This is a genomic window from Acidiphilium sp. PA (genome assembly GCF_026191915.1).
GTDB lineage: Bacteria > Pseudomonadota > Alphaproteobacteria > Acetobacterales > Acetobacteraceae > Acidiphilium.
Genome location: NZ_JAIMBY010000004.1, coordinates 130,322 through 153,336, shown reverse-complemented (window position 1 = coordinate 153,336; position 23,015 = coordinate 130,322). Strand labels below are relative to the sequence as shown.

Genomic DNA, 23,015 nt, shown 5'->3' with positions numbered 1-23,015 from the left:
ATGACACAATCCACGATCCCGCGCGCGACCCTGCGCCTGCAATTCCACAAGGGCTTCACGCTCGATGACGGTGCCGCCGTCATTCCATACGCCGCCGCGCTGGGCATGAGCCATCTTTATGCCTCGCCGATCCTGAAGGCGCGGCCTGGCTCGACCCATGGTTACGACATCGTTGACCATAATGCGATCAATCCCGAACTCGGGGGCGAAGCAGCACTGGATCGATTGTCGGCGGTGTTGCGCGCCCACGGCATGGGCCTGATTCTCGATATCGTTCCCAATCACATGGGCGTCGGCGGCAGCGACAATCAATGGTGGATGGATGTGCTGGAATGGGGCCGCGCCAGCCGCTACGCCGATGCGTTCGACATCGACTGGACCCCGCCGGACCGCGCGCTGCACGGCAGGATCATGGCGCCGTTCCTGGGTGAATCCTATGGCGCCGCCTTGCAATCGGGCGATCTGCGCCTGTCCGCCGATGCCAAGGCGGGGCGGATTTCGGTCGTTTACCACGAACACGAATTTCCACTCTCACCAGCCGGCATGGCGGTTGTGCTGAAGGCCGCGCCGCGCCGCTTTGCCGATGCGATCGCGCATTTCACCGGCGCCGCCGATCTGATCGACCGGCCGGACATCGCCCGCCCGCTGGCCGAAACCGCCCGTGCGCGCCTGATCGCAGCGCTGGCAACGCCGCACGGCGAAGCCGGTCTGGTCAACGCTCTGGCCCGCTACGAGCCAAGCACGCCGGATGGCATCCGCCGTCTGCACGAATTGCTCGAAACCCAGAATTACCGCCTCGCCTACTGGCGCGCCGCCGCCGATGAAATCAACTGGCGCCGGTTTTTCGATATCAACACGCTGGCCGGCATCCGCGCCGAAATACCATGGGTGTTCGACCTCAGTCACAAGCTCATCCTCGATCTTTACGCCCGCGGCGTGATCGATGGCGTACGTGTCGATCACGTCGACGGGCTCGCCGACCCGCGCGCCTACTGCCGCAAGCTGCGCCGCGCATTGACCGCCGCGGGCAAGTCGCGCCCGTCCAGCGCGGCGGCGGGACCGCCCTACATCATCGTCGAAAAAATCCTGGCGCCGCATGAGCGCCTGCGCGCCGACTGGCTGACCGATGGGACCACAGGCTATGATTTCATGAATGAAGTCGCCGCCGTGCTGCACGACCCGGATGGCGGCGAACCCCTCGGCGCACTCTGGCAGTCCCTCACCGGCCGCAGTGCCGACTTCGACCCCGAGGAACGTGATGCACGCCGCCAGGTGCTGCGCGATAATCTCACCAGTGAATGGAACGGCACCGCCGCCCTGCTGCATCGCCTTGCGGGTGCGGATCTGGCGACGCGGGATATTTCCCTCACCGCCCTGCGCCGCGCGCTTGCGGAATTGCTGGTGCATTTCCCGATCTATCGGATCTATGCTGGCGCCGGCGGCAGCACCAGTACCGATGAGCAGACGATGGATTGGGCGCTTGCGCTGGCCCGGCGGAGCTTTCGCGTCGCCGACCGCGGCCTGCTGAACCAGATCCGCCATTGGCTCGCCGATCGGCCGCTGGCGCGCGAGCCGTTGGAAACCCGCGCTCTGCATCGCCGGGCGATGGTCCGGTTTCAGCAATTATCCGCCCCGGTGGCGGCCAAATCGGTCGAGGATACCGCCTTCTATCGGTATGGGCGGCTGATTTCGCGCAATGAGGTCGGCAGCACGCCGGCGCAATTCGCGCTGGCGCCGGGTGCCTTCCATGCCGCCCAGCAGCAGCGCGCCGCAAGCCTGCCGCACGCCATGCTCGCCACCGCGACGCACGACCACAAGCGCGGCGAGGACACCCGCATCCGCCTCGCGGTCCTGTCGGAAATCCCCGATGAATGGCAGGCCGCCCTGGCGCGTTGGATGCGCCTGAACAGCGGCTTGACCAGGGATCTCGACACCGGCCGCGCACCGAGCGAGGGCGACGAGATCATGCTGTATCAGACGCTGATCGCCGCCTGGCCACTTGGAGCCGCACCCGATGCCAGCGGCGATTTCCGTGATCGGGTCTGGGGTTGGTGGGAGAAATCGATCCGCGAGGCCAAGCTCCGATCCGAATGGGCCGCACCCGATGAAGCCTATGAAGAGGCCTGCCGCCAGTTTCTGGACGGCGTGTTCGATACCATCCGCGCCACTGCGACCTTGGGCGAAATCGTCGCTTTCGCGCGCCGGATCGGCCCCGCTGGCGCGCTCAACGGGCTCGCCCAGACGGTTCTGAAATATACCGTCCCCGGCGTGCCCGATCTCTATCAGGGCACCGAATTCTGGGACCAGAGCCTCGTTGATCCCGACAATCGCCGCCCGGTCGATTTTCAGGCTCGTGCCGCAGGGTTGTCCGCCAGCCAGATGCCATTACTCGATGGCTGGGAGAACAGCGACATCAAGCAGTGCGTGATCGCCAGGCTGCTGTCATGCCGCGCCGACCACCAATCGCTATTTGCGGAAGGCGCCTACACGGCGCTCGATTTCATCGGCACTCATGCGGCGCATGGTCTCGCCTTCGCGCGCACCCATGGCGACCGCACGCTGGTCGTCGCCGTCTCGCGTCTCGCAGCACGCCTGCTCGGCGGCGCCGCACAACCGCTGATCCCGCCCGCCCACTGGGGTGATACCGCGCTCGATCCGGCGGTGCTGTCCGGCCCCTGGCGCGATGTTCTGACCGGCCGGACGCTCGATGCAACGGGCGGCGTAATCCCGCTCAGCACGCTATTCGCCACCCTGCCGGTCGCGGTTCTGATCGCCTGAAACCCCGAATCGTGCTACCCTGCGCGCATGCCGCATGCCGATTTCGTCCATCTCCGTGTCCACTCCGCCTATTCCCTGTCCGAAGGCGCGATCAAACCCGATAAAATCGCAGCCCTCGCGCAGGATCAGGCGATGCCGGCGGTCGCTATCACCGATACGTCCAACCTGTTCGGCGCAATCGAGTTCTCCCAGGCCTGCATGGCGAAATCGGTGCAGCCGATCATCGGCTGCCAGCTCTCGCTCACCCGGGCGGACCAGCCCCGGCTGACGCCGGACCCCCTGGTCCTGCTCGCCAAGGATGCCGCCGGATTCGCCAATCTCTCGAAACTCTCGTCCGCCAGCTTCCTCGAATCCGAAACCGGCAACCGCCCGCAGATCAGCCTGGATGCGCTGCTTCGCCATCACGAGGGGCTGATCCTGCTCACCGGTGGCCGGTTCGGCCCGCTTGGCCGCATGCTGGGCGAGGGTCAACGCGCCGAGGCCGAAACCCTGCTGTCCACCCTGGCTGAAACCTTCGGCGACCGCATCGCGGTCGAACTCGAGCGCCACGGCCTGCCGACTGAACGCGCGATCGAGCCCGGCCTGATCGCCATGGCCGATGCCGCCGGCATCCCGCTCGTTGCCACCAACGAATGTTTCTTTGCCCGGCAGGACATGCACGAAGCGCATGACGCGCTGCTCTGCATTGCCGAAGGCCGTCTGCTGTCCGAAGCCGAACGCCGCCGCGTCACGACCGAGCATTGGTTCAAACCCGCCAAAACCATGCGAACCCTGTTCGCCGACCTGCCGGACGCCTGCGACAATACCATCCACATCGCGCGCCGCTGCGCCATCGCCGCGCCCACGCGCAAACCGCTGCTGCCCATCTGCCCGAAAGTCCGCCCCGGCAGCACCGAGGCCGAAACCCTGCGCGCGATGGCGCGTGAAGGTCTGGCCGCCCGTCTCGCGGCGATCGGTGCCGATGCCGCGACCACCGCGCGCTATAGCGAACGCCTCGAATTCGAGCTCAACGTGATCGAACAGATGGGCTTTCCCGGCTATTTCCTGATCGTGGCGGATTTCATCCAATGGGCGAAATCCCAGGGCATTCCCGTCGGGCCGGGCCGCGGTTCGGGTGCGGGTTCGCTCGCCGCCTATTGCCTGCTGATCACCGATATCGACCCGATCCCGTTCAATTTGCTGTTCGAGCGCTTCCTCAACCCCGAACGCATCTCGATGCCGGATTTCGACATCGATTTCTGCCAGGAACGCCGCGACGAAGTGATCGACTACGTCAAACGCGAATACGGTGCGGACCGCGTCGCCCAGATCATCACCTTCGGCAAGCTGCAGGCCCGTGCGGCGGTGCGTGACGTCGGGCGCGTGCTCGGCATGCCCTACGGCCAGGTCAACAAGGTTGCCGAAGCCACGCCGAACAATCCAGCCAAGCCGATCCCGCTCGCCGAGGCGATCGAATCCGAACCCCGGTTGCGTGAAATGCGCGACACCGACGACGCCATCCGCCGCCTGCTGGAAATCGCTCTGCAGGTCGAAGGCCTGTATCGCCACGCCAGCACCCATGCGGCCGGCGTGGTGATCGGTGACCGGCCGCTGGCGGAATTAGTGCCGCTCTACCGCGATCCACGCGCGGATATGCTGATCACCCAGTATTCGATGAAATATGTCGAGAGCGCCGGCCTCGTGAAGTTCGACTTTCTGGGCCTGACGACACTTACGATTCTTGACCGCGCATTGAAGTTTCTACGGGGCCTCGGCACCGATATCGACCTCGCAACCCTCCCGCTCGATGATGTCAAAACCTATGAAATGCTCTCACGTGCGGAGGCGGGTGGTGTGTTCCAGTTCGAAACCCAGGGGTTTCGCGACGTGCTCAAACAGATGCGCCCGGACCGGTTCGAGGATCTGATCGCCGCCGTTGCGTTGAACCGCCCCGGGCCTATGGCGAATATTCCAGCCTATTGCGCCAGCAAGCACGGACAGGCGTGGGACTCACCCCATCCGGCGATCTTTGAAATCCTGAGCGAGACCTATGGCGTCATTGTCTATCAGGAACAGGTCATGCAGATCGCCCAGCGCATGGCCGGCTACAGTCTGGCCGCCGCGGATTCACTGCGCCGCGCAATGGGCAAAAAGATCCGCTCGGAGATGGAACAGCATCGCGCCACCTTCATCGCAGGCGCCAAGGCCAAGGGTGTCGATGAACCGAAAGCCATCGAAGTCTTCGACCTGATGGCGAAGTTTGCCGATTACGGCTTCAACAAATCGCACGCCGCCGCCTACGCCCTGGTTTCCTACCAAACCGCATGGCTGCGCGCGAACCACCCGGCCGCGTTCATCGCCGCCTGCATGTCGCTCTCGCACACCAATCATGAGAAACTCGCCGCCCTGAAACAGGACGCCGTGCGCCTCGGCATCCCGATACTCCCGCCCGACATCAACAAATCCGCTGCCGATTTCACGGTGGAACGTCAACCCGACGGCACGCTGGCCATTCGCTACGCACTTGCCGCCATCAAGCGGGTGGGTGAGGGGGCAATGAACGATGTCGCCCGCATCCGCGCCGATCGCCCGTTCACCGACCTCGCGGATTTCGCCACCCGCGTCGAACCCAAATCGCTCAACAAGGCGCAGATCGAACAACTCGCCAAAGCCGGCGCGTTCGATCAGCTCGAGCCCAACCGCGCCCGCGTCATGGCCGGTGCCGAAACCCTGATCCGCCGCGCCCAGGCCGAAGCCGCCAATCGCCAGTCAGGCCAGATCAACCTGTTCGGCAGCAGTGCGGCGCCCGAGCCGCTGCACCTGCCCGACACGCCCGATTGGCCCGGTTTCGAACGCCTCGGCTTCGAAGCCGAAGCGATCGGCTTTCACCTCACCGCCCATCCGCTCGATTCCTATGCGGGTGTGCTCAAACGCCTTGGCGTCATCCCTTCCAACCGGATCGACGCAACCGGCCACGCCGGCATCACCCGCGCCAAACTCGCCGGCGCCGTGGTCGGGCGCAAGGAACGGCCCACCCGCAGCGGCACGCGCATGGCCTGGGTGATGCTGTCCGATCAGGCCGGCGGCTTCGAGGTCACCTTCTTCTCGGAGGTCCTGGCCACCGCGCGCGAATTGCTCACCGAAGGCACCATGCTGCTTGTTACGGTCGAACTGCGGATGGACGGCGAAAGCTTGCGCATCACCGCGCTGGATGCCGAGCCGCTCGACCGCGCCGCCGCCGACGCCGGTTCGGGTCTCCGCATCGTGGTCGAACGCATCGAAGCCGTCGCCTCGCTGCGCGCCCTGCTCGACCGTGAAGGCCGGGGCAAAGGCCGCGTCCTCGTCTCCCCCCGGATCGGTTCCAACGCCCGGCTCGATATCGCGCTGCCCGGCGGCTTCAACGTCTCGCCCCGCCTCGCCCAGGCGGTCAAAATGATCCACGGCGTCGCCGAAGTCGCCGAACTCTAATTGCCGCCATGCCGATCATCGTGACCCCGCGCATCACACTGGACGATTCCGAACTCTCCGAGGTTTTCACGACATCCTCCGGTCCGGGTGGCCAGAACGTCAACAAGGTGGCAACCGCCGTGCGCCTGCGGTTCGATGCGCTGAACTCACCCGCCCTCAGCGACGACATCAAGGCGCGCCTGCGCAGCATCGCCGGCCGCCGCATGAGCAAGGACGGCGTCATCCAGATCATCGCGCAACGCTTTGCCTCGCAGGAGCGCAACCGCGACGATGCCCGTGACCGCCTGCTGGCATTGATCAGAGACGCGGCCGTCCGCCCGACCGCCCGCGTGCCGACCCGCGTGTCGAAAACCCAGAAGGCCAAACGCCTCGACAATAAAACGCATCGGGGCCGTACCAAATCCCTGCGCGGTACGATCCCCGACGACCGATGCTAAATAGCGCCATGCGCGGTATCATCTCACCCGCGCAGGGTGGCGTTGGTTGCCTTGCTGACGGCAGCGACGATCTTGGCTGAAACCGCCTCGATTTCGCTATCGGTCAGGCTCTTGTCCTTCGGTTGCAGCGTCACGGCGATCGCGAGAGACACTTTGCCCGCGGGCAATTTGTCGCCGGCATAGCGGTCGAACAGCGTGACGTCGGTGATCAGGCCGCGTTCCGCACTTTTCGCCGCCCGCAGCACGGCTTCAGCGGCGATGCCGGCATCGAGCACGAAGGCAAAATCTCGCCGTAGCGGTTGCAACGGCGAGATATCGGGTGCCGATTTACGGCGGCGCTTCGGATCGGCAATGGCACCAAGATCGATCTCGAAGCCGACGCTGCCAGCCGGCAGGTCGAGTGCGGCGCAGAGCGAAGGGTGCAGTTCGCCGAAGCTGCCGATGGTGGTTTTGGGTCCCTGCTTGATCGTGCCGGCACGGCCGGGATGGTAATGGCCGGGCGCGGTCGCGCTGACCTGCAGCGCCTCGAGCGGCACGCCGAGATCTTGCAGCACAGCGAACGCATCGGCCTTGGCGTCGAACGCATCAACACTGCGGGATGGGGCCAGCCACGACAACGGCGTTGCCCCGCAGCGCAGCCCCGCAGCGATCAGGTCCTGTCCGGCGGGGGTTTCGTTGCGAAATCCCGGCCCGATTTCGAACAGCGCGAGATCGCCGAAGCCGCGGGCCGCGTTCATGGCGGCGGCGCGCGCGATTGTGACGAGTGGCGAAGGACGCATCTGGTCGAGATCGGCAGCGATCGGGTTGGCCACGGTCAGGCTATCCGGTGTCGCGCCGAACCGCGCGGCGGTCGCACGATCGACGAAGCTGAACGTCACGCATTCCGCCATGCCGCGCGCGGCGAGCACACGCCGGGCGCGTACGCTACGGGCCTGGCGCGGCGTGAGCGATGGCGTCGGCACGGTGGTGAGCGGCGGCAGCGAAACCGGTACGATCCGGTCAAGCCCTTCGATCCGCAGCACTTCCTCGATCAGATCGGCTTCCGGTTCGATCGCGCGGGCACCCTCTCGCACCACCATGGCCTGATCCGGATCCAGATCCGCGTGCTGGTCGAGCGTGCTGCCGGCGGAAAACCCGGCGGAGGCGATATCATTGCGCCACGGCGGCACATCGACGGTCACACCCGCCGCATCCCGCGCGGCGATCGTAAAGCCGAGCGCGCCCAGAATCCCGACCGCCCGATCCGGCGTGACATCCGACCGGCCAAAGCTCCGCAGGCGCTCGAATCGAAGGCTGGCCTGCCGCTGCCACGCAGGTTCGGCGCCGGCCTCAGTGACTGCGGAGGCTTCGCCGCCGCAGAGCGCGATCACCATGGCGGTTGCCGCATCGAGCGCCGCCGGCAGCAACGACACATCGATGCCACGCTCAAAGCGTTGCCGCGCGTCGGAAAAAATGCCGCTGCGCTGGCCGCTGAGCGCAATCGCCACCCGGTCGAACAGCGCGCATTCGATGAAGACATCGGTTGTGGTCCCGTCGCACCCGGTCGCTGCGCCGCCGACGATGCCGGCAAGCGACTGCACGCCCGCTTCATCCGCGATCACGCAATCATCGCCCGTAACGGTCACGTCCTTGCCGTGCAGGCCGCGAAACCGCTCGCCCGCGCCGCGCCGCACTGTCAGCACGCCACCGCTGATCTTGTTGGCATCGAACACATGCAGCGGACGGCCGAGGTCGATCGTGAAGAAATTGGTGATGTCGGCCAGCGCGTTGATCGGCCGCAGCCCGACCGATTCGAGGCGTTGCTTCAGCCATGCGGGGCTCTCGCCATTGCGCACGCCGCGCACGGTCCGGCCGAGGATCCACGGGCACGCCTCGGTGAAATCGTCCTGCCAGCGGATCGCACTGGCCCCCGTACCGTTGATCGCAGGCGCATTCCACGGCGTCAGCGTGCCGAGGCCGGCGGCCGCAAGATCGCGCGCGATGCCGCGCACCGCCAGCGCATCGCCGCGATTGGGTGTCACCGAAATCTCGATCACCGGATCGTCAAGTCCCGCCCAGGCGGCGTATGGCGTGCCGACCGGCGCATCGCCCGGCAGATCGACGATGCCGTCATGATCCTCGCCGAGCGCCATTTCCCGCGCCGAAACCAGCATGCCGGCCGAAGCCACGCCGCGGATCTCGCCGATTTTGAGCGTGATGCCGCTGCCCGGAATATAGGTGCCGGGCGGGGCGAACACCGTCGTCATGCCGGTACGCGCGTTCGGCGCGCCGCACACGACCCCAACCTCGCCCGAACCGGTATCGACCCGGCACACCCGCAGCCGGTCCGCATTCGGGTGCGGTACCGCCTCGATCACGCGGGCGATCACGAACGGGGCGAGCGCTGCGCCGCGATCTTCGATGCCTTCGACCTCTAGGCCGATATCGTTCAGCGTGTCGGCGATCTGCGCCAACGAAGCGTCGGTCGTCAGATGTGTCCGCAGCCAGGAGAGCGAGAATTTCATGATTACGCGTCTCCCTCATGCAGCGTGACCGGGGCGAGCGGCGAGGTGCCGTAATGTGACAGCCAGCGGATGTCGCTCTCGTAAAAACTGCGCAAATCGGCAATCCCGTGCTTCAACATGGTGATGCGTTCAACGCCCATGCCGAACGCGAAGCCCTGGTATTCGCGCGGGTCGATGCCGCAATTGGCCAGCACGTTCGGGTGCACCATGCCCGAGCCCAGAATTTCGAGCCAGTCCGACCCGGCGCCGATCACGCCGGTTTTGCGATCCCAGGCGATGTCGATCTCCATCGAGGGTTCGGTGAACGGAAAATAACTGGACCGGAACCGCGCCTTCAGATCGGGGACCGCGAAAAAGGCCCGCAGGAAATCGACCAGGCAACCCTTCAGATGCGCAAGCGTGATGTCGCGGTCGATCACCAGACCCTCGCATTGATGGAACATCGGGCTGTGCGTCGCATCGTGATCCGACCGATAGGTCCGCCCCGGCACGATGACGCGGATGGGGGGCTTCTGCTCCAGCATGGTGCGGATCTGCAGGGTCGAGGTATGCGGGCGCAGCACCATCGGCCGGTTGCGGCCGGCCGCTTTGAGATAGAATGTGTCCATCATCGCGCGCGCCGGGTGATGGGACGGAATGTTCAGCGCACCGAAACTGTACCAGTCATCCTCGATGTCGGGCCCATCCTTCACGGTGAAGCCCATGGCGCCAAACAGGGCGGTGAGTTCCTCCATGGTCCGCGACAGCGGGTGGATCGAGCCGCGCAGCACGGGCCGGGCCGGCAGGGTGATATCGATCCGCTCCGCGCCCAACCGCGCCGTGAGGGCCGCCGCGTCGAGCTCCACGCGCCGCTGCTCGATCGCCTGGGCCAATGCGTTTTTCAACGCGTTGACCGCAGCGCCGAAACTCTTGCGAAGTTCGGCATCCATGCCACCCAGGGATTTCAGCAACGCGGTAACCTGGCCGGTCTTGCCCAGCAGGGCAACGCGGACGGCATCGAGCGCCGCAGGGTCGCCGGCGGCGTCGATGGCGGCGCGGGCGTGGAGTTCGATCGTTGTGATATCATTGGACATGGCCGGGCAGGGAGCGTGCCGCGCTCGAAATGTCAAGCAATGGCGGGGCAAAAGACCATGCGGCGCGATCAAGCCGCGGTCGGCACGCAGGTCTTCCCTTGTTCAATCAAGACCCGGGCAGGGCAAATGCGCCGACTGGCCCTGCGGCGCCGGAAACGCCGGCCTTTCCCCAAAAATAAACCCCCGGAATCGGTGTTCCGGGGGTCGATCGGTCTAAAAGGCTCAGTGCCGTACGGTAATAGCCTGTCTAAAATCCCACCCCCGACGAATAGCCAACGAAATCCATAAAACTGTCTAAAAAATAAACCAAATATCAGTTATCTAATGATTGGTGGTTTAATGTATTGCCCCGGTTGAATCTATAAATTGGAGGTAGAAAGTCCAAAAAAATGAATTTATTTCCTCGATATTTAAGGAATATTAATAAAATACTCGTCGTTTGATGCGCAGCGTATCTGACCTAACCTGAAGTTGTCAGAGTTTCGGATGCGACGGGTGCCCGGGTCCCGATCGTGCGGGACGGAGCGAAACAAATCGGTTTGCGCAGCGTTCGTTTTCCGGTACCCCGGTCCCTCACTTGAAACGGGGAATCGGATGATCAGATCAGCGCGTGGATTTCTTGCATTGTTGCCTGGGCTTGCGTTGGCTTCACGCGCACTGGCCAGCCCCGCCGCGCCCGCATCGATTCCCAAACCGCCGCCCGCACCTGTCGTCGCCCATGTCAGCCAAGATTTTGGTACGCCGGTGACCGATGATTATCGTTGGATGGAAAAACCCGGCAGCAAGCGGTTTGCCGCTTTCATGAAAGTGCAGAACGCCTACACGCGCAAAGTGCTCGCCGCGATTCCGGGCCGTCAAGCGCTCTACGAGCAGATCAAGCGCGACGCCAATGTCGGCACCGCGGTGTTCTCGGTGACCCGCGCCGATAACCGCATTTTCTACATGGGCGTGGCCCCCGGCCAGAACACGGCGCATCTGTTCGTACTCGATAAAATCGGCGGCAAGCCGCGCCTGCTGATCGACCCGATGCAGTTCAGCACCAATCACATCCCCCAGGCGCTGAATTATTATTTCGTCTCGCCCAACGGTAAATATGTCGCCTTCGGCGTCTCCGGTGGCGGCTCCGAGCAGGCCAAACTGCGTGTGCTCGATGTCGCGACCGGCAAACTCCTGCCGATCGGCATCACCCGGATCGATGGTGACGATACCGATTTCCCACCGATCGCCTGGCTGCCGGATTCCAAAGGCTTCATTTACTATCGGCTGCATAAATTCGGCCCGAAGGACCCGGTGACCGATTTTTATCAGAAAAGCCGGGATTATCTGCATCTGTTGAGCGCCACCGACGGTACCGGCGCGACCGACAAGCCGGTGTTCGGCTGGAAAGTGTCCCAGGCCGCGCCAATGACCTTCGCACAGGACGCCCTGGTGGTCACCGCGCCGCATTCGTCCTACGCGCTCGGTCTGTTCACCGAGAACGAGGAACTCCAGTCGATCGACGATGTCTACGCGACGAAATTGACCGATCTCGAAGCCGGCGCGCCGGTCTGGCATAAAATCGCCGGCCGCAGCGTGCAGATGGCCGGATTCGCCCTGCATGACGACCGGCTCGATGTCATCACGCCGAACGGCGCACCTCGTTTCAAGGTGGTCAGTTACGATCTCGCCGGATCGGCCGCGCCTAAAACCGTGGTGCCCCCGGGCGATGACGTGATCACCAGCCTCGCCGCCGGTCGTCATGCCCTCTATGTCGGTGCGATGCACGACGGCATGGGTCGCATCAAGCGGGTCGCCTACGGCACCGATGCAACGCGCTCGGCGGCCATGCCGTTCCAGGGCGGTCTCGGTCAGATCATCGCGGACCCGGATGGTTCGGGCGTGTGGTTCCATCTTGGGGGCTGGACCACACCCTCGGCCTGGTACGATTACGCGCCAGCCACCAGTGCCGTCACGAACACCAACCTGCAAACCCCACCGAAAGTCAGCTTCGCGGGCATCGAATCGCGCGAGGTCAAGGCGGTGTCGTGGGACGGCACGATGGTCCCGGTGTCGATCATCATGAAAAAAACCACCAAACTCGACGGCAAGGCGCCGACCCTGCTGATCGGTTACGGCAGCTACGGCATCACCATCACCCCGTTCTTTGCACCGACGTTCCTGCCCTGGCTCGATCACGGCGGCATCATCGCGATCGCGCATGTCCGTGGCGGTGGCTGGTATGGCGATGCCTGGCACAAGGCCGGTATGAAGGCGACCAAGATCAACACCGTCTTCGATTTCATCGCAGCCGGCCAGTATCTGGTCGATCATCACTACACCTCACCGGCGCATCTGGCCGGCGAGGGCGGTTCGGCCGGCGGCATCACCATCGGCGGTGCGATCGCCTGGCGGCCCGATCTGTTCGCCGCCGCGATCGATAGTCACGGCGACACCAACGCCCTGCGCATGCAGTTCAGCCCGAATGGACCGCCCAACGAAATCGAGTTCGGCAATGTGTTGAGGGAACCCGATTTTCACTGGATTTATGCGATGGATGCGATGGCCCATATCCGCAACGGCGTGAAATACCCGGCGGTTCTCGCAGTGACGGGCGCGAACGATCCGCGTGTGGAACCATGGGAAGTCGGCAAGTTCGCGGCCCGTCTGCAGGCGGCCAGCACCTCAGGCCGCCCGGTGCTGCTGCGCGTCAGCTACCAGTCCGGCCACGGCATCGGATCGACCAAGGATCAGGAAGTCCGCTCGATGGCGGATCAGGACGCATTCCTCTTCTGGCAGTTGGGTGTGCCCGGCTTTCAGCCAAAATAACGATCCTGGCGAGACGGCGTGTCGGTCGGGTCGCGTGAGGCCCCAAAAAGAGAGTGTGACGGGCGGAACCCGCCACACTCTGTAAGGAGACCACGGCATCACCCGTGGTTGTTGGGAGGAAACGGAGACCACAGGTCTCTTCACGCAATATCGTCCGGATTAGTTAACGTACCGTTACTTTTTGCGAAAATAATCAGTGCCGACTTGATCGAGCCCCAGCAAAATCGCGCACAACCGTGTCAAAAAAGTCGCGTCTCGACGAAATTGCCGGAATCGATCCGTCGGATCCCACGAAGTTGCGCGAAGCCGCTTGAACCGGCCGGGCAACCGGAATAGATGCTGCTCAAGCGAAATGGTCGATGCAAAACATCGCAACGATCCTTAGCGCCGTATTTCAGTCCGCTTATTGTCTGCGTGGTTGACGCTCGTTCAGCCGTGCTTCGGGTGAACGGGCTGGAATATCACCACCGACTGATAACGCGGCCGATACTGTGTCGGCACATTTTAACTTTGGCACACAACACCGGGACGGTACATATGAAAATCAAAGCTCTGGGCGCTCTTGCGGCTGTTGCCCTGTTGGCGGCGTGCTCCAACGCTCCCAAAACCCAAACTGCATCCACCGGCTCCGGCGCTATGGCCGCTTCCTCTGGCCCCGCGCCCGGTAGTGAGCAGCAGCTCGTGGCCGATGTTGGCGATCGCGCCTTCTTCGGCTTCAATAAATCCAGCCTGACCAGTGCAGACCAGGCAACGCTCGATCGCCAGGCCGGCTGGCTCGGCAAGTACCCGAACGTCGACGTTCTGATTGCCGGCAATGCCGATCCGCGCGGCACTGAAACCTACAACCTCGCGCTGTCCAAGCGCCGCGCCAACGCCGCGCGCGACTATCTGGTCGCCAAGGGCGTGTCGCCGTCGCGCATCCAGACCGTCGGTTACGGCAAATCCTGCCTCGTTTCGCCGGGCAACACCTCGGAAGACTACGCCCAGGATCGCGTCGCGATCACCTCAGTCCAGGGCTTCAATCCCCAGAACTGCCACTAAAAACGTATCTTCGGTGGTGTGATCGGCCGATCACACGCGCTGGGCCAAACGATCGGCGACCCCCTGACAGGGGTCGCCGATTTGCGTTTTCGGCACTCCATCTTCAAGGACGAATGGAATTGCCCTACATAGGGCTGCGCCCTGCGCGCCAACCGCCCTGAGGATGTTTCATGCGCCGTCTCCTGTTGACCGCCCTGCCGATTGCAAGCCTCGTCTTTGCCGGAGTCACCGTGGCCACCCTTGCCCCCGCCGGCGTCGCCCGCGCCCAGATGATTTCCAGCCGCGAGGGTATCGCGCTCGAGAACCAGATTCTCGAACTCAAACAACAGATCGCGGCGGACCGGCAAGGCAACGGCAACTCGGCCCTCGGTGCCCCCGCGCCGGAGCCCGGCGGCGGTGCGACCGCAGCGAGCAGCGCGCTCCTGCCCAACATGCTTCAACAGATTCAGACCCTGACCGATCAGGTGCAGAACCTGCGCGGCCGGGTCGACACGCTGGAGCATGAGGTCGCCACCCAGCATGACGAATTAAAGCAGGAAATCGGCAATCTGAAGTTCCAGTTGAGCCAGAACAGCGCAACCGCCCCTGCCGCAGGCTCGGGCCAGACGGGCGCCCCCCCGCCGGCGCCCACCCCCGCGCCGGTCGCTGCCCGTGTCCCACGGGTGGAAGCCTCACTCACCGCCGCCCGCCGCGCGCTGGCCGGGGGGGATTACAAGGCCGCCGCCGCCGATTCTCGCGCCGTGATCGCCCGTCAAGGGAAAAATGCCGACAAAGGCGCCGCCGAACTGACGCTGGCGGCGGCACTCGCCCATCAGGGCGACCATCAGGGCGCCGCCATCGCGTATGACGATGCCTACAACGCGAGCCGTACCGGCCCGAACGCGCCGGACGCGCTGCTCGGCCTTGCCGGATCGCTCACCGCCATCCATCAGAATCAGGAAGCCTGCGACACGCTCGATTCGCTGGCCAGCCAGTTTTCCTCTCCCTCGCCCAGCCTTGCCACGCGCATCCATCTGGCGCGCGTTCGCGCCCATTGCGGCTGATGCCCGCATAACCGCGGGACCGTTGCCGGCCCGATGAGCGAGACACCGGTCGCGGCCAGGTTCGACGCCGCGATGCGCGACCTCGGCCCGTTCGGACCCTGTCCGCGTCTTGCCGTCGCCGTCTCGGGCGGGGCCGACAGCACGGCCCTCGCCCTGCTTGCTCACGACTGGGCACAGGCGCGCAGCGGCACAAGCCTGGCCCTGATCGTCGACCACGGTCTACGTCCCGCCGCCGCCGCGGAAGCGGCGCTCACCGCGCAGCGCCTTCAGGCGCGCGGTCTCGCCACCCAAATCATTACCCTTGCGATCCCTCCCGGTTCAGCGGTGCAGGAACGGGCGCGCATCGCGCGGCATCATGCCCTTGCCTCCGCTGCCGCTGCCGCCGGCGCTGTACATCTGCTGTTCGGCCATCACGCGGCGGATCAGGCTGAAGGCCTCGCGATGCGCGCGGCCCGCGGCCCGGGCGGCGCCGCCGGCATGGCCGGTTTCGCCGCCCGTCACGACGTGGTACTCCTGCGCCCTCTGCTCACCTGCAGCCCCGCCGATCTGCGCGCCCTGCTGCGCCAGTGGAATGTCGCCTGGATCGATGATCCCTCGAACTCCGATCCACGGTTCGAACGAGTCCGCGTGCGGCTGCACCAGTCCCTGACACACACCGCCGCGACGGCAGCGCATCTCAGTGCCCAGACCGAAGCGGTGCGGCATCTGGCCGACCATGCAAGGATCGACCCGGCCGGTTTCGTCCTTCTCCAAACCGACCACCTGCCGCCCGCTGCCCTGGCGGCATTGATCCGGGCGATCGGCGGCTCGCTCTACCCACCCGCCCGCACCGCGGTCGATCGGCTCGCGAAGGCCCTGCGCCCCGCAACCCTGGGCGGCGTGCACATCATGCGCGCCGGCAGGCTCGGGCCCGGCTGGCTGCTCTGCCGCGAGTTCGCCGCCTGCGCACCGCCGGTGCCGGCTCACCCCGGCACGCATTGGGACAATCGTTTCCAGGTTCGCGAGGTCCCGCCCGTCGCTGAAACGATCGGCGCACTGGGCACGGAAGCCGCGCGCTTTCGCAGCCGTAACGGCCTGCCGAGCGCCGTTTTGCGCACCCTGCCCGCATTTTTCGACAAGGGCGCGGTCGTCGCGGTGCCCCATTTGCAGCCGGAGGCAGATCAGAGCCTGCTTTTCATGCCGCCCGCACCGGTGGTTGCGGCGCCCTTCACCTCTGCGCCGCCATGACGTTCACACCTTGCGGCCAAAGCAACCGACACCCGCGCTTCGTGACGCAGGGTGGGATAGGAAATTCGCCGCCGATCCCCATCTCAAACTTTGGGTAGCGGTCAATGGCGTGGCGTGCCATGGTGGCACCCTGATTTCGTTTGGCTCGTCTCGTTTGGCATGGCTCCGCAACGTTTGGCCGGCGTCCCGGCTACCCCGGTCTGAACCCCGGGTGACAACAGAACTGGATTAAGGTTGATGAATAATCTAGGGCGTAATTTGCTGGTATGGGTGATCATCGCACTGTTCTTCGTGCTGCTGTTCAACATGTTCCAGCCGGCCACCACGGCGTCCGACCATGGCACCCAGGTCGCCTACTCGACATTCATGTCCGAGGTGAGCGCCAACAAGGTCGATCATGTCACCATCCGTGGCCACGACATCACCGGTGCGTTGAAATCCGGTTCCACCTTCGAAACCTACGCGCCGAGTGATCCGGCGCTGGTCAACACGTTGATCCGCAACAAGGTTCGCGTCGTCGCCAAGCCGCTCAACCCGCCGGTCAACCCGCTGATCCACTACCTGATCTCCTGGGCGCCGATGATCCTGCTGCTCGGGGTATGGATTTATTTCATGCGCCAGATGCAGGGCGGCGGCGGTCGCGCCATGGGCTTTGGTAAATCCCGTGCCCGCCTGCTCACCGAAAAACAGGGCCGCGTGACGTTCGACGATGTCGCCGGCATCGAGGAAGCCAAGGGCGAATTGCAGGAAATCGTCGAATTCCTGCGCGATCCGCAAAAATTCCAGCGCCTCGGCGGCAAGATCCCCAAGGGCGTCCTATTGATCGGCCCGCCCGGCACCGGAAAGACGCTGCTTGCGCGCGCTATCGCGGGCGAAGCAAATGTTCCGTTCTTCACCATCTCGGGCTCGGATTTCGTCGAAATGTTCGTCGGCGTCGGTGCCTCGCGCGTTCGTGATATGTTCGAGCAGGGCAAGAAAAACGCACCCTGCATCATCTTCATCGACGAAATCGACGCGGTCGGCCGTCATCGCGGCGCCGGCCTCGGCGGCGGCAACGATGAACGCGAACAGACCCTCAACCAGATGCTGGTCGAGATGGACGGGTTCGAATCCAACGAAGGCGTCATCCTGATCGCCGCCACCAACCGGCCGGACGTGCTGGACCCCGCGTTGCTGCGCCCGGGCCGGTTCGACCGTCAGGTGGTGGTGCCGAACCCGGACGTGAACGGGCGCGAGCGCATCCTGAAGGTCCACATGCGCAAAGTCCCCCTGGCCGCCGATGTCGATCCGAAAGTGATCGCGCGCGGCACGCCGGGCTTTTCCGGTGCCGATCTCGCCAACCTTGTCAACGAGGCGGCGCTGCTCGCCGCGCGCATCGGCAAGCGCGTGGTCGCGATGTCCGAGTTCGAATACGCCAAGGACAAGGTCATGATGGGCGCCGAACGCCGCAGCTTGGTGATGAGCGACGAAGAGAAGAAAATGACCGCGTATCACGAAGGCGGCCACGCCCTCTGCTCGATCGCCCAGCCGCAATGTGACCCGGTGCACAAAGCCACGATCATCCCGCGCGGCCGCGCGCTCGGCATGGTGATGAGCCTGCCGGAAGGTGACCGCTACTCGATGAGCAAGGCCAAAATCCTCGCCGAGCTGGTCAAGGCGATGGGCGGCCGTGCTGCCGAGGAAATCATCTTCGGGCCCGAAAACGTCTCCAATGGCGCGTCCGGCGACATCAAGCAGGCGACCGACATCACCCGCCGGATGATCACCGAATGGGGTATGAGCGACAAGCTGGGGATGATCGCCTATGGCGATAACGGCCAGGAATTGTTCCTTGGCCATTCGGTCACCCAGCACAAAAACGTCTCGGAATCGACCGCTCAAAGCATCGATAACGAGATCAAGGCTGTCATCGACCACGCCTATAGCGAGGCCAAGCGCATCCTCACCGAGCGGATCGATGAGTTGCACCGCCTCGCCAACGGGTTGCTCGAATACGAAACCTTGTCGGGCGATGAGATCACCACCGTCCTGCGTGGCGATCCGGTCGTCCGCAAAGTGGTTGATGAGCCCGCGCCGGACAATCGCCGCGCCTCCGTGCCCAGCTCGCAAAAGCCGGATATGCCCAAATCCGGCGGTCTCGGCCCGCTGCCCGCGCCCGGCTGAGCCGCGCTGCCCATCACGAACCGATGACGAAAGCCGGAGGGCGATACCCTCCGGCTTTTTTCATGGTCCCCTCGCGACCATATCCCAACCGGACAATATTTCAGGAGCTTATACATGAGCGTACGAGTCGGCATGGTCGGGTTGGGGCGGATGGGCGCGGCAATGGCAGCGCGGTTGATCGAGCGCGGCCATCAGGTGAGCGGCTGGAACCGCACCGCATCCCGTGCCGAAGCAATCGCCGGTCTCACCGTCAAGGCCAGCCCCGCCGAAACCGTCGCCGGCGCGGATATCGTGATCGTCATGCTCCTCGACGAAGAGGCCGCCCGCCCGGTCTACCACGGCGATGCCGGCCTGCTCGCGGCCGATCTCAAGGACACCGTCATCCTCGACATGAGCACGCTGAAACCACGCGACATGCTCGCCAATGCCGAGGCGGTGCGCGCGGTCGGGGGTGCTTTCGTCGCCTGCCCGGTCGGTGGCACGGTCGGCCCGGCCCGCAGCGGCAAGTTGCTCGGCCTGGTGGGCGGCGAGCCTGCTGCGGTCGAACGGGCTCTGCCGGTGCTGAACGATCTGTGCGACCGGATCGAACGCTTTGCGGAACCCGAAGCCGCCTCGGCGATGAAACTCGCCATCAACCTGCCCTTGCTGGCCGCATTCCAGGCGCTCGGCGAATCGATCCTGATGACCCGCGATTATGGCATCGCGCCGGACCGCGTGGTCTCGATCATCGGCCAAAGCCCCGGCGGTGCCCCGGCAATCGGCCTGCGGCGCGAAGCCATCCTGTCTGAAATCGGCGGCAAGCCCGCCTCGATGGTCGGCTTCTCGCTCGATGCGGTCGAAAAAGATCTACGCCTGATCGACGAGGTCGGCGGCGAGGCCGGGTTCGATCTGCCGCTCGCCGAATCCGTGCGCGGTCAGGTGCACGATGCCGTGCGCGAGGGGTGGGGCGAGCGCGATCTGGCGGCACTCGCCGCGTTCAATCTGCGCGCCTGACCGGCTTGCGGCCAAGCGCTGCCAGTGCTGCGTGAAAGTCGGGGCTCTGGTGCGCCGCCGCCAGACCCTCGGCAAACCGAACCCGGTCGAGCGCGCCGTGCGCCAGCGCGCCGATCGCCGCTTTCATCCCTGCCACCGCGAGCGGTGCATTGTCGATCAGCCGCGCCGCCAGCGCATCGACCGTTGCATCCAGCGCCTCCGGTGCAACCAGATGCGTCAGATACCCCAGCCGCAGCAACGCCTGCGCCCCCACCGGTTCCGCCAGCACGAACAGCAGCCGCGTCGCATCCGGCCCGATCCGCTGCACCGCGCGCTCAAGCCCGGAGCGATAATAATGCAGCCCGATCCGCGCCGCCGGCATCAGCACCGCCATCGTCTCGACGCCCACCCGAAAATCGCACGCCAGCGCCAGATCGACCGCGCCGCCATACACATTGCCATGCAGCCGCGCGATGCTCGGCTGCGTCAGGGCCGCCAGCGCCGACCCCACCGCACCAATCCCGCCCGGCCCATCCTCGGCATCGCCGAAATCACCGCCCGCCAACGCATCGAGGTCGAACCCCGCGGAAAATACGGTTCCCACAGCCTCGAACACCACGACCCGCACTGATCGGTCCTTGGCAACCGCCGCAAGGTGCCCGCGCAACACGGCAATGTCATCCGCCCCTAACCGATTGCGCTGTGCCGGCCGGTTCAGCCGTAACCGTGCCACGCCGTTGGTGCATTCGAGGGTCGGACTGCTATCGCTCATGGGTTGAATACCAAGCGCGCGACCGCAGGCAAGGTCAATCCTGCCCGCCTAATTGATGGCCCGGCGTGAAGCGAAGTCTCGATGCTCTGGCAGCGTCGTGGCTTGCATAGACACCGATAACCAATAAAAGTGGAAAGAAAGCGCCTCTTTTTTGAAAAAAAGAAGTAAAAAACTTTCTGAGTCTGGGTCGCGGGCGTTTGAACCGGCACGAACCCGATTAACAAAGTTTTTTTGCTTCTTTTTTGTTCACAAAAAAGAAGACCTTCCCTTCCCCTTCGCCCGACTCCCGATGACAAGCTAATCCCGTAACCCGATAAGCCCCATCACGAAGCAGTAGCGGTATCGCCCGATCTGCGCTATAAAGGCACGGCACGCTGGTTGAAGCGTGGATGAACCGGGGGAATGGTCTCCCGGATGCGATCGGAACGGCTCAGGTCATTCGGTTGCGTGGAATGCCGGGTATCTCCGGCGTTTCCGGCCACATGGCCCGTGGCTGTGAGTTGACCCTCTCAGCCCGACCCATGCCGCCCGAGACGCTGGCCCCGCTTCACGCCGCTCAGTGCCCCGCCGGGCCGGTCCTGTTGTTGTGAAGGACTGCATGATGTTCGATAAATATTTCCGCAAGGAGCTCGACTGGGGTGGCCGCAAGCTGATCCTGGAAACCGGCAAGGTCGCCCGCCAGGCCGATGGTGCCGTGGTGGCCTCCTATGGCGATACCGTGGTGCTCGCCACCGCCGTCGGTGCCAAATCGGTCAAGCCAGGCCAGGATTTCTTCCCGCTCACCGTCAACTATCAGGAAAAATTCTTCGCCGCCGGCCGCATTCCGGGTGGCTTCTTCAAGCGTGAAGGCCGCCCGACCGACCGTGAGACACTGACCTGCCGGTTGATCGACCGCCCGATCCGCCCGTTGTTTCCGCACGGTTTCAAGAACGAAGTGCAGATCATCGTCACCGTTCTGAGCCATGACCTCGAAAACGAGCCGGACATTCTCTCGCTGGTCGCCTCATCCGCCGCGCTCACCCTGTCCGGCATGCCGTTCTTCGGTCCGGTCGGCGCCGCCCGCGTCGGCTATATCGATGGCGAATACGTGCTCAACCCGACTTCAGCACAGATCAAGGAAAGCAAGCTCGATCTCGTGCTCGCCGGCACCGCCGAGGGCGTGCTGATGGTCGAATCCGAAGCGCATGAGCTCTCCGAGGACGTTATGCTCGGCGCCGTCGCGTTCGGCCACAAGGCGTTTCAGCCGGTGATCCAGGCAATCGTCGAACTCGCCGAACACGCGGCCAAGGAACCCTGGACGCTGAGCGAAACCAGCGAAGAGGAAAAAACCCTCGCCGCCAGGATCGACACGCTGGCCCGTGAAGGCCTGCGCGCCGCGTATGACGAGAAGGAAAAAACCGCCCGTCACGAAAAACTCAGCGCGGTCAAAGCCGACACGATCAAGCAACTGACCGAGGAAGGCCTGCCCGCCGACAAGGCCAAGGGCATGTTCAAGGACCTCGAAGCCGACATCGTCCGCAACGCGATCCTCGACAACGGCATCCGCATCGACGGGCGCGACACCAAAACGGTCCGTCCGATTGTGGCCGAAGTCGGCGTCCTGCCGCGCACCCATGGTAGCGCCCTGTTCACCCGCGGCGAAACCCAGGCTTTGGTCGTCGCAACCCTCGGCACCGCCCAGGACGAACAATTGATCGACGCGATAGAGGGCGAATACCGCGAGCATTTCATGCTCCACTACAACTTCCCTCCGTTCTCGGTCGGTGAGACCGGCCGCGTCGGCAGCCCTGGCCGGCGTGAAGTCGGTCACGGCAAGCTCGCCTGGCGCGCCATTCACCCGCTGCTGCCCGCCAAGGACAAGTTTCCGTACACGCTGCGCGTCGTCTCGGAAATCACGGAGAGCAACGGCTCATCCTCGATGGCAACCGTCTGCGGCACCTCGCTTGCCCTGATGGATGCCGGCGTGCCGCTGGCCCGCCCGGTCGCCGGTATCGCGATGGGTCTGATCAAGGAAGACCGCGCCTTCGCCGTGCTGTCCGACATTTTGGGCGACGAGGATCACCTCGGTGACATGGATTTCAAAGTCGCCGGCACCGCCTCGGGCATTACGAGCCTGCAGATGGACATCAAGATCACCTCGATCACCTTCGAGATCATGAAGATCGCGCTCGATCAGGCCAAAGAGGGGCGGATGCACATCCTCGGTGAAATGGCCAAGGCGCTGCAAGGCTCGCGTGACGACGTCTCGCAGAACGCGCCGCGCATCACCGTGATCACCGTGCCGAAGGACAAGATCCGCGACGTGATCGGCACCGGCGGCAAGGTGATCCGCGAGATCGTCGAACAGACCGGCTGCAAGATCGACATCGAAGACGACGGCACGATCAAGATCGCCGCCACCTCCGACGAGCAGGCTCAGAAGGCGATCGACAAGATCCGTAGCCTGACCTCCGAGCCGGAAGTCGGCATGATCTACACCGGCAAGGTCGTGAAAGTGGCCGATTTCGGCGCCTTCGTGAATTTCTTCGGCGCGCGCGATGGCCTGGTGCATATAAGCGAACTGGCCCAGGGAAGGGTGGCCCGCACGGGCGATGTGGTGAAGGCCGGCGATATCGTGAAGGTCAAAATGGTCGGGCTCGACGATCGCGGCAAGGTCAAGCTGTCGATGCGCGTGGTCGATCAGGCCACCGGCGCCGATATCTCCGACCAGGTCGGCGGCAAGGCGCGTCGGGAAGACGCGGCAGAGTGAGTCA

The 23,015-nt window shown here is 64.4% G+C and carries 13 protein-coding genes; 10 read left to right on the top strand and 3 right to left on the bottom strand.

From position 1 onward, the window contains the following. The 3 genes from treY to arfB are packed head-to-tail and all read left to right on the top strand — an operon-like array spanning position 1 to position 6,662. Positions 1-2,778 carry a malto-oligosyltrehalose synthase gene (gene treY, locus AruPA_RS08155; protein ID WP_265636173.1) on the top strand — a complete coding sequence of 926 codons (2,778 nt, stop codon included), beginning with the start codon at positions 1-3 and terminating at the stop codon, positions 2,776-2,778. A 27-nt stretch (positions 2,779-2,805) separates the two neighbouring features. Beyond that, positions 2,806-6,225 carry a DNA polymerase III subunit alpha gene (dnaE, locus tag AruPA_RS08150; protein WP_265636172.1) on the top strand — a complete coding sequence of 1,140 codons (3,420 nt, stop codon included), beginning with the start codon at positions 2,806-2,808 and terminating at the stop codon, positions 6,223-6,225. An 8-nt stretch (positions 6,226-6,233) separates the two neighbouring features. Next, the gene (gene arfB, locus AruPA_RS08145) at positions 6,234-6,662 is read left to right on the top strand and encodes an alternative ribosome rescue aminoacyl-tRNA hydrolase ArfB (protein ID WP_265636171.1); all 429 of its coding nucleotides are present in this window, start codon (positions 6,234-6,236) and stop codon (positions 6,660-6,662) included. A 23-nt stretch (positions 6,663-6,685) separates the two neighbouring features. On the opposite strand, the gene pheT is transcribed toward arfB, so the two are convergent. Both pheT and pheS read right to left on the bottom strand, forming a co-directional pair. Next, positions 6,686-9,166: a phenylalanine--tRNA ligase subunit beta gene (pheT, locus tag AruPA_RS08140; protein WP_265636170.1), complete on the bottom strand. Its 2,481-nt coding sequence runs from the start codon at positions 9,164-9,166 to the stop codon at positions 6,686-6,688. Between the two features lie 2 nt (positions 9,167-9,168). Further along, a complete protein-coding gene (gene pheS, locus AruPA_RS08135) occupies positions 9,169-10,239 on the bottom strand; it encodes a phenylalanine--tRNA ligase subunit alpha (protein WP_265636169.1) in 1,071 nt (356 codons plus the stop codon). Between the two features lie 594 nt (positions 10,240-10,833). On the opposite strand from pheS, the gene AruPA_RS08130 reads away from it, so the two are divergent. The 6 genes from AruPA_RS08130 to AruPA_RS08105 all read left to right on the top strand — a co-directional run bounded on the left by AruPA_RS08130 (position 10,834) and on the right by AruPA_RS08105 (position 19,511). Further along, entirely contained in the window at positions 10,834-13,044 is a 2,211-nt protein-coding gene (locus AruPA_RS08130; RefSeq protein WP_265636168.1) for a prolyl oligopeptidase family serine peptidase, read from the top strand. Positions 13,045-13,581: 537 nt separating this feature from the next. Continuing rightward, positions 13,582-14,085 carry an OmpA family protein gene (locus AruPA_RS08125; RefSeq protein WP_265636167.1) on the top strand — a complete coding sequence of 168 codons (504 nt, stop codon included), beginning with the start codon at positions 13,582-13,584 and terminating at the stop codon, positions 14,083-14,085. 170 nt (positions 14,086-14,255) lie between these two features. Beyond that, positions 14,256-15,128 carry a tol-pal system YbgF family protein gene (locus tag AruPA_RS08120; RefSeq protein WP_265636166.1) on the top strand — a complete coding sequence of 291 codons (873 nt, stop codon included), beginning with the start codon at positions 14,256-14,258 and terminating at the stop codon, positions 15,126-15,128. 33 nt (positions 15,129-15,161) lie between these two features. Further along, positions 15,162-16,355 (top strand): tRNA lysidine(34) synthetase TilS, encoded by a 1,194-nt coding sequence (gene tilS, locus AruPA_RS08115; protein ID WP_265636164.1) that lies wholly within the window; start codon positions 15,162-15,164, stop codon positions 16,353-16,355. Between the two features lie 237 nt (positions 16,356-16,592). Next, positions 16,593-18,518 carry an ATP-dependent zinc metalloprotease FtsH gene (gene ftsH / locus AruPA_RS08110; RefSeq protein WP_265636163.1) on the top strand — a complete coding sequence of 642 codons (1,926 nt, stop codon included), beginning with the start codon at positions 16,593-16,595 and terminating at the stop codon, positions 18,516-18,518. A 114-nt stretch (positions 18,519-18,632) separates the two neighbouring features. After that, positions 18,633-19,511 (top strand): NAD(P)-dependent oxidoreductase, encoded by an 879-nt coding sequence (locus tag AruPA_RS08105; RefSeq protein ID WP_265636162.1) that lies wholly within the window; start codon positions 18,633-18,635, stop codon positions 19,509-19,511. Here the strand turns inward: AruPA_RS08105 and AruPA_RS08100 are convergent. Next, positions 19,495-20,262, bottom strand: coding sequence for an enoyl-CoA hydratase/isomerase family protein (locus AruPA_RS08100; protein WP_265636160.1), 768 nt, complete (start codon positions 20,260-20,262; stop codon positions 19,495-19,497). The two genes, AruPA_RS08105 and AruPA_RS08100, sit on opposite strands and share 17 nt — an antisense overlap. Before the next feature lie 598 nt (positions 20,263-20,860). Between AruPA_RS08100 and pnp the strand changes: the two genes are divergently transcribed. After that, entirely contained in the window at positions 20,861-23,011 is a 2,151-nt protein-coding gene (pnp, locus tag AruPA_RS08095) for a polyribonucleotide nucleotidyltransferase (RefSeq protein WP_265636159.1), read from the top strand. Positions 23,012-23,015: the final 4 nt, after the last annotated feature.

Coding starts and splice junctions, on each gene's coding strand:
- pnp (WP_265636159.1), top strand. CDS start 20,861: ATGATGTTCGATAAATATTTCCGCAAGGAGCTCGACTGGGGTGGCCGC.
- AruPA_RS08105 (WP_265636162.1), top strand. CDS start 18,633: ATGAGCGTACGAGTCGGCATGGTCGGGTTGGGGCGGATGGGCGCGGCA.
- arfB (WP_265636171.1), top strand. CDS start 6,234: ATGCCGATCATCGTGACCCCGCGCATCACACTGGACGATTCCGAACTC.
- ftsH (WP_265636163.1), top strand. CDS start 16,593: ATGAATAATCTAGGGCGTAATTTGCTGGTATGGGTGATCATCGCACTG.
- dnaE (WP_265636172.1), top strand. CDS start 2,806: ATGCCGCATGCCGATTTCGTCCATCTCCGTGTCCACTCCGCCTATTCC.
- tilS (WP_265636164.1), top strand. CDS start 15,162: ATGAGCGAGACACCGGTCGCGGCCAGGTTCGACGCCGCGATGCGCGAC.
- AruPA_RS08130 (WP_265636168.1), top strand. CDS start 10,834: ATGATCAGATCAGCGCGTGGATTTCTTGCATTGTTGCCTGGGCTTGCG.
- AruPA_RS08125 (WP_265636167.1), top strand. CDS start 13,582: ATGAAAATCAAAGCTCTGGGCGCTCTTGCGGCTGTTGCCCTGTTGGCG.
- AruPA_RS08120 (WP_265636166.1), top strand. CDS start 14,256: ATGCGCCGTCTCCTGTTGACCGCCCTGCCGATTGCAAGCCTCGTCTTT.
- AruPA_RS08100 (WP_265636160.1), bottom strand. CDS start 20,262: ATGAGCGATAGCAGTCCGACCCTCGAATGCACCAACGGCGTGGCACGG.
- treY (WP_265636173.1), top strand. CDS start 1: ATGACACAATCCACGATCCCGCGCGCGACCCTGCGCCTGCAATTCCAC.
- pheT (WP_265636170.1), bottom strand. CDS start 9,166: ATGAAATTCTCGCTCTCCTGGCTGCGGACACATCTGACGACCGACGCT.
- pheS (WP_265636169.1), bottom strand. CDS start 10,239: ATGTCCAATGATATCACAACGATCGAACTCCACGCCCGCGCCGCCATC.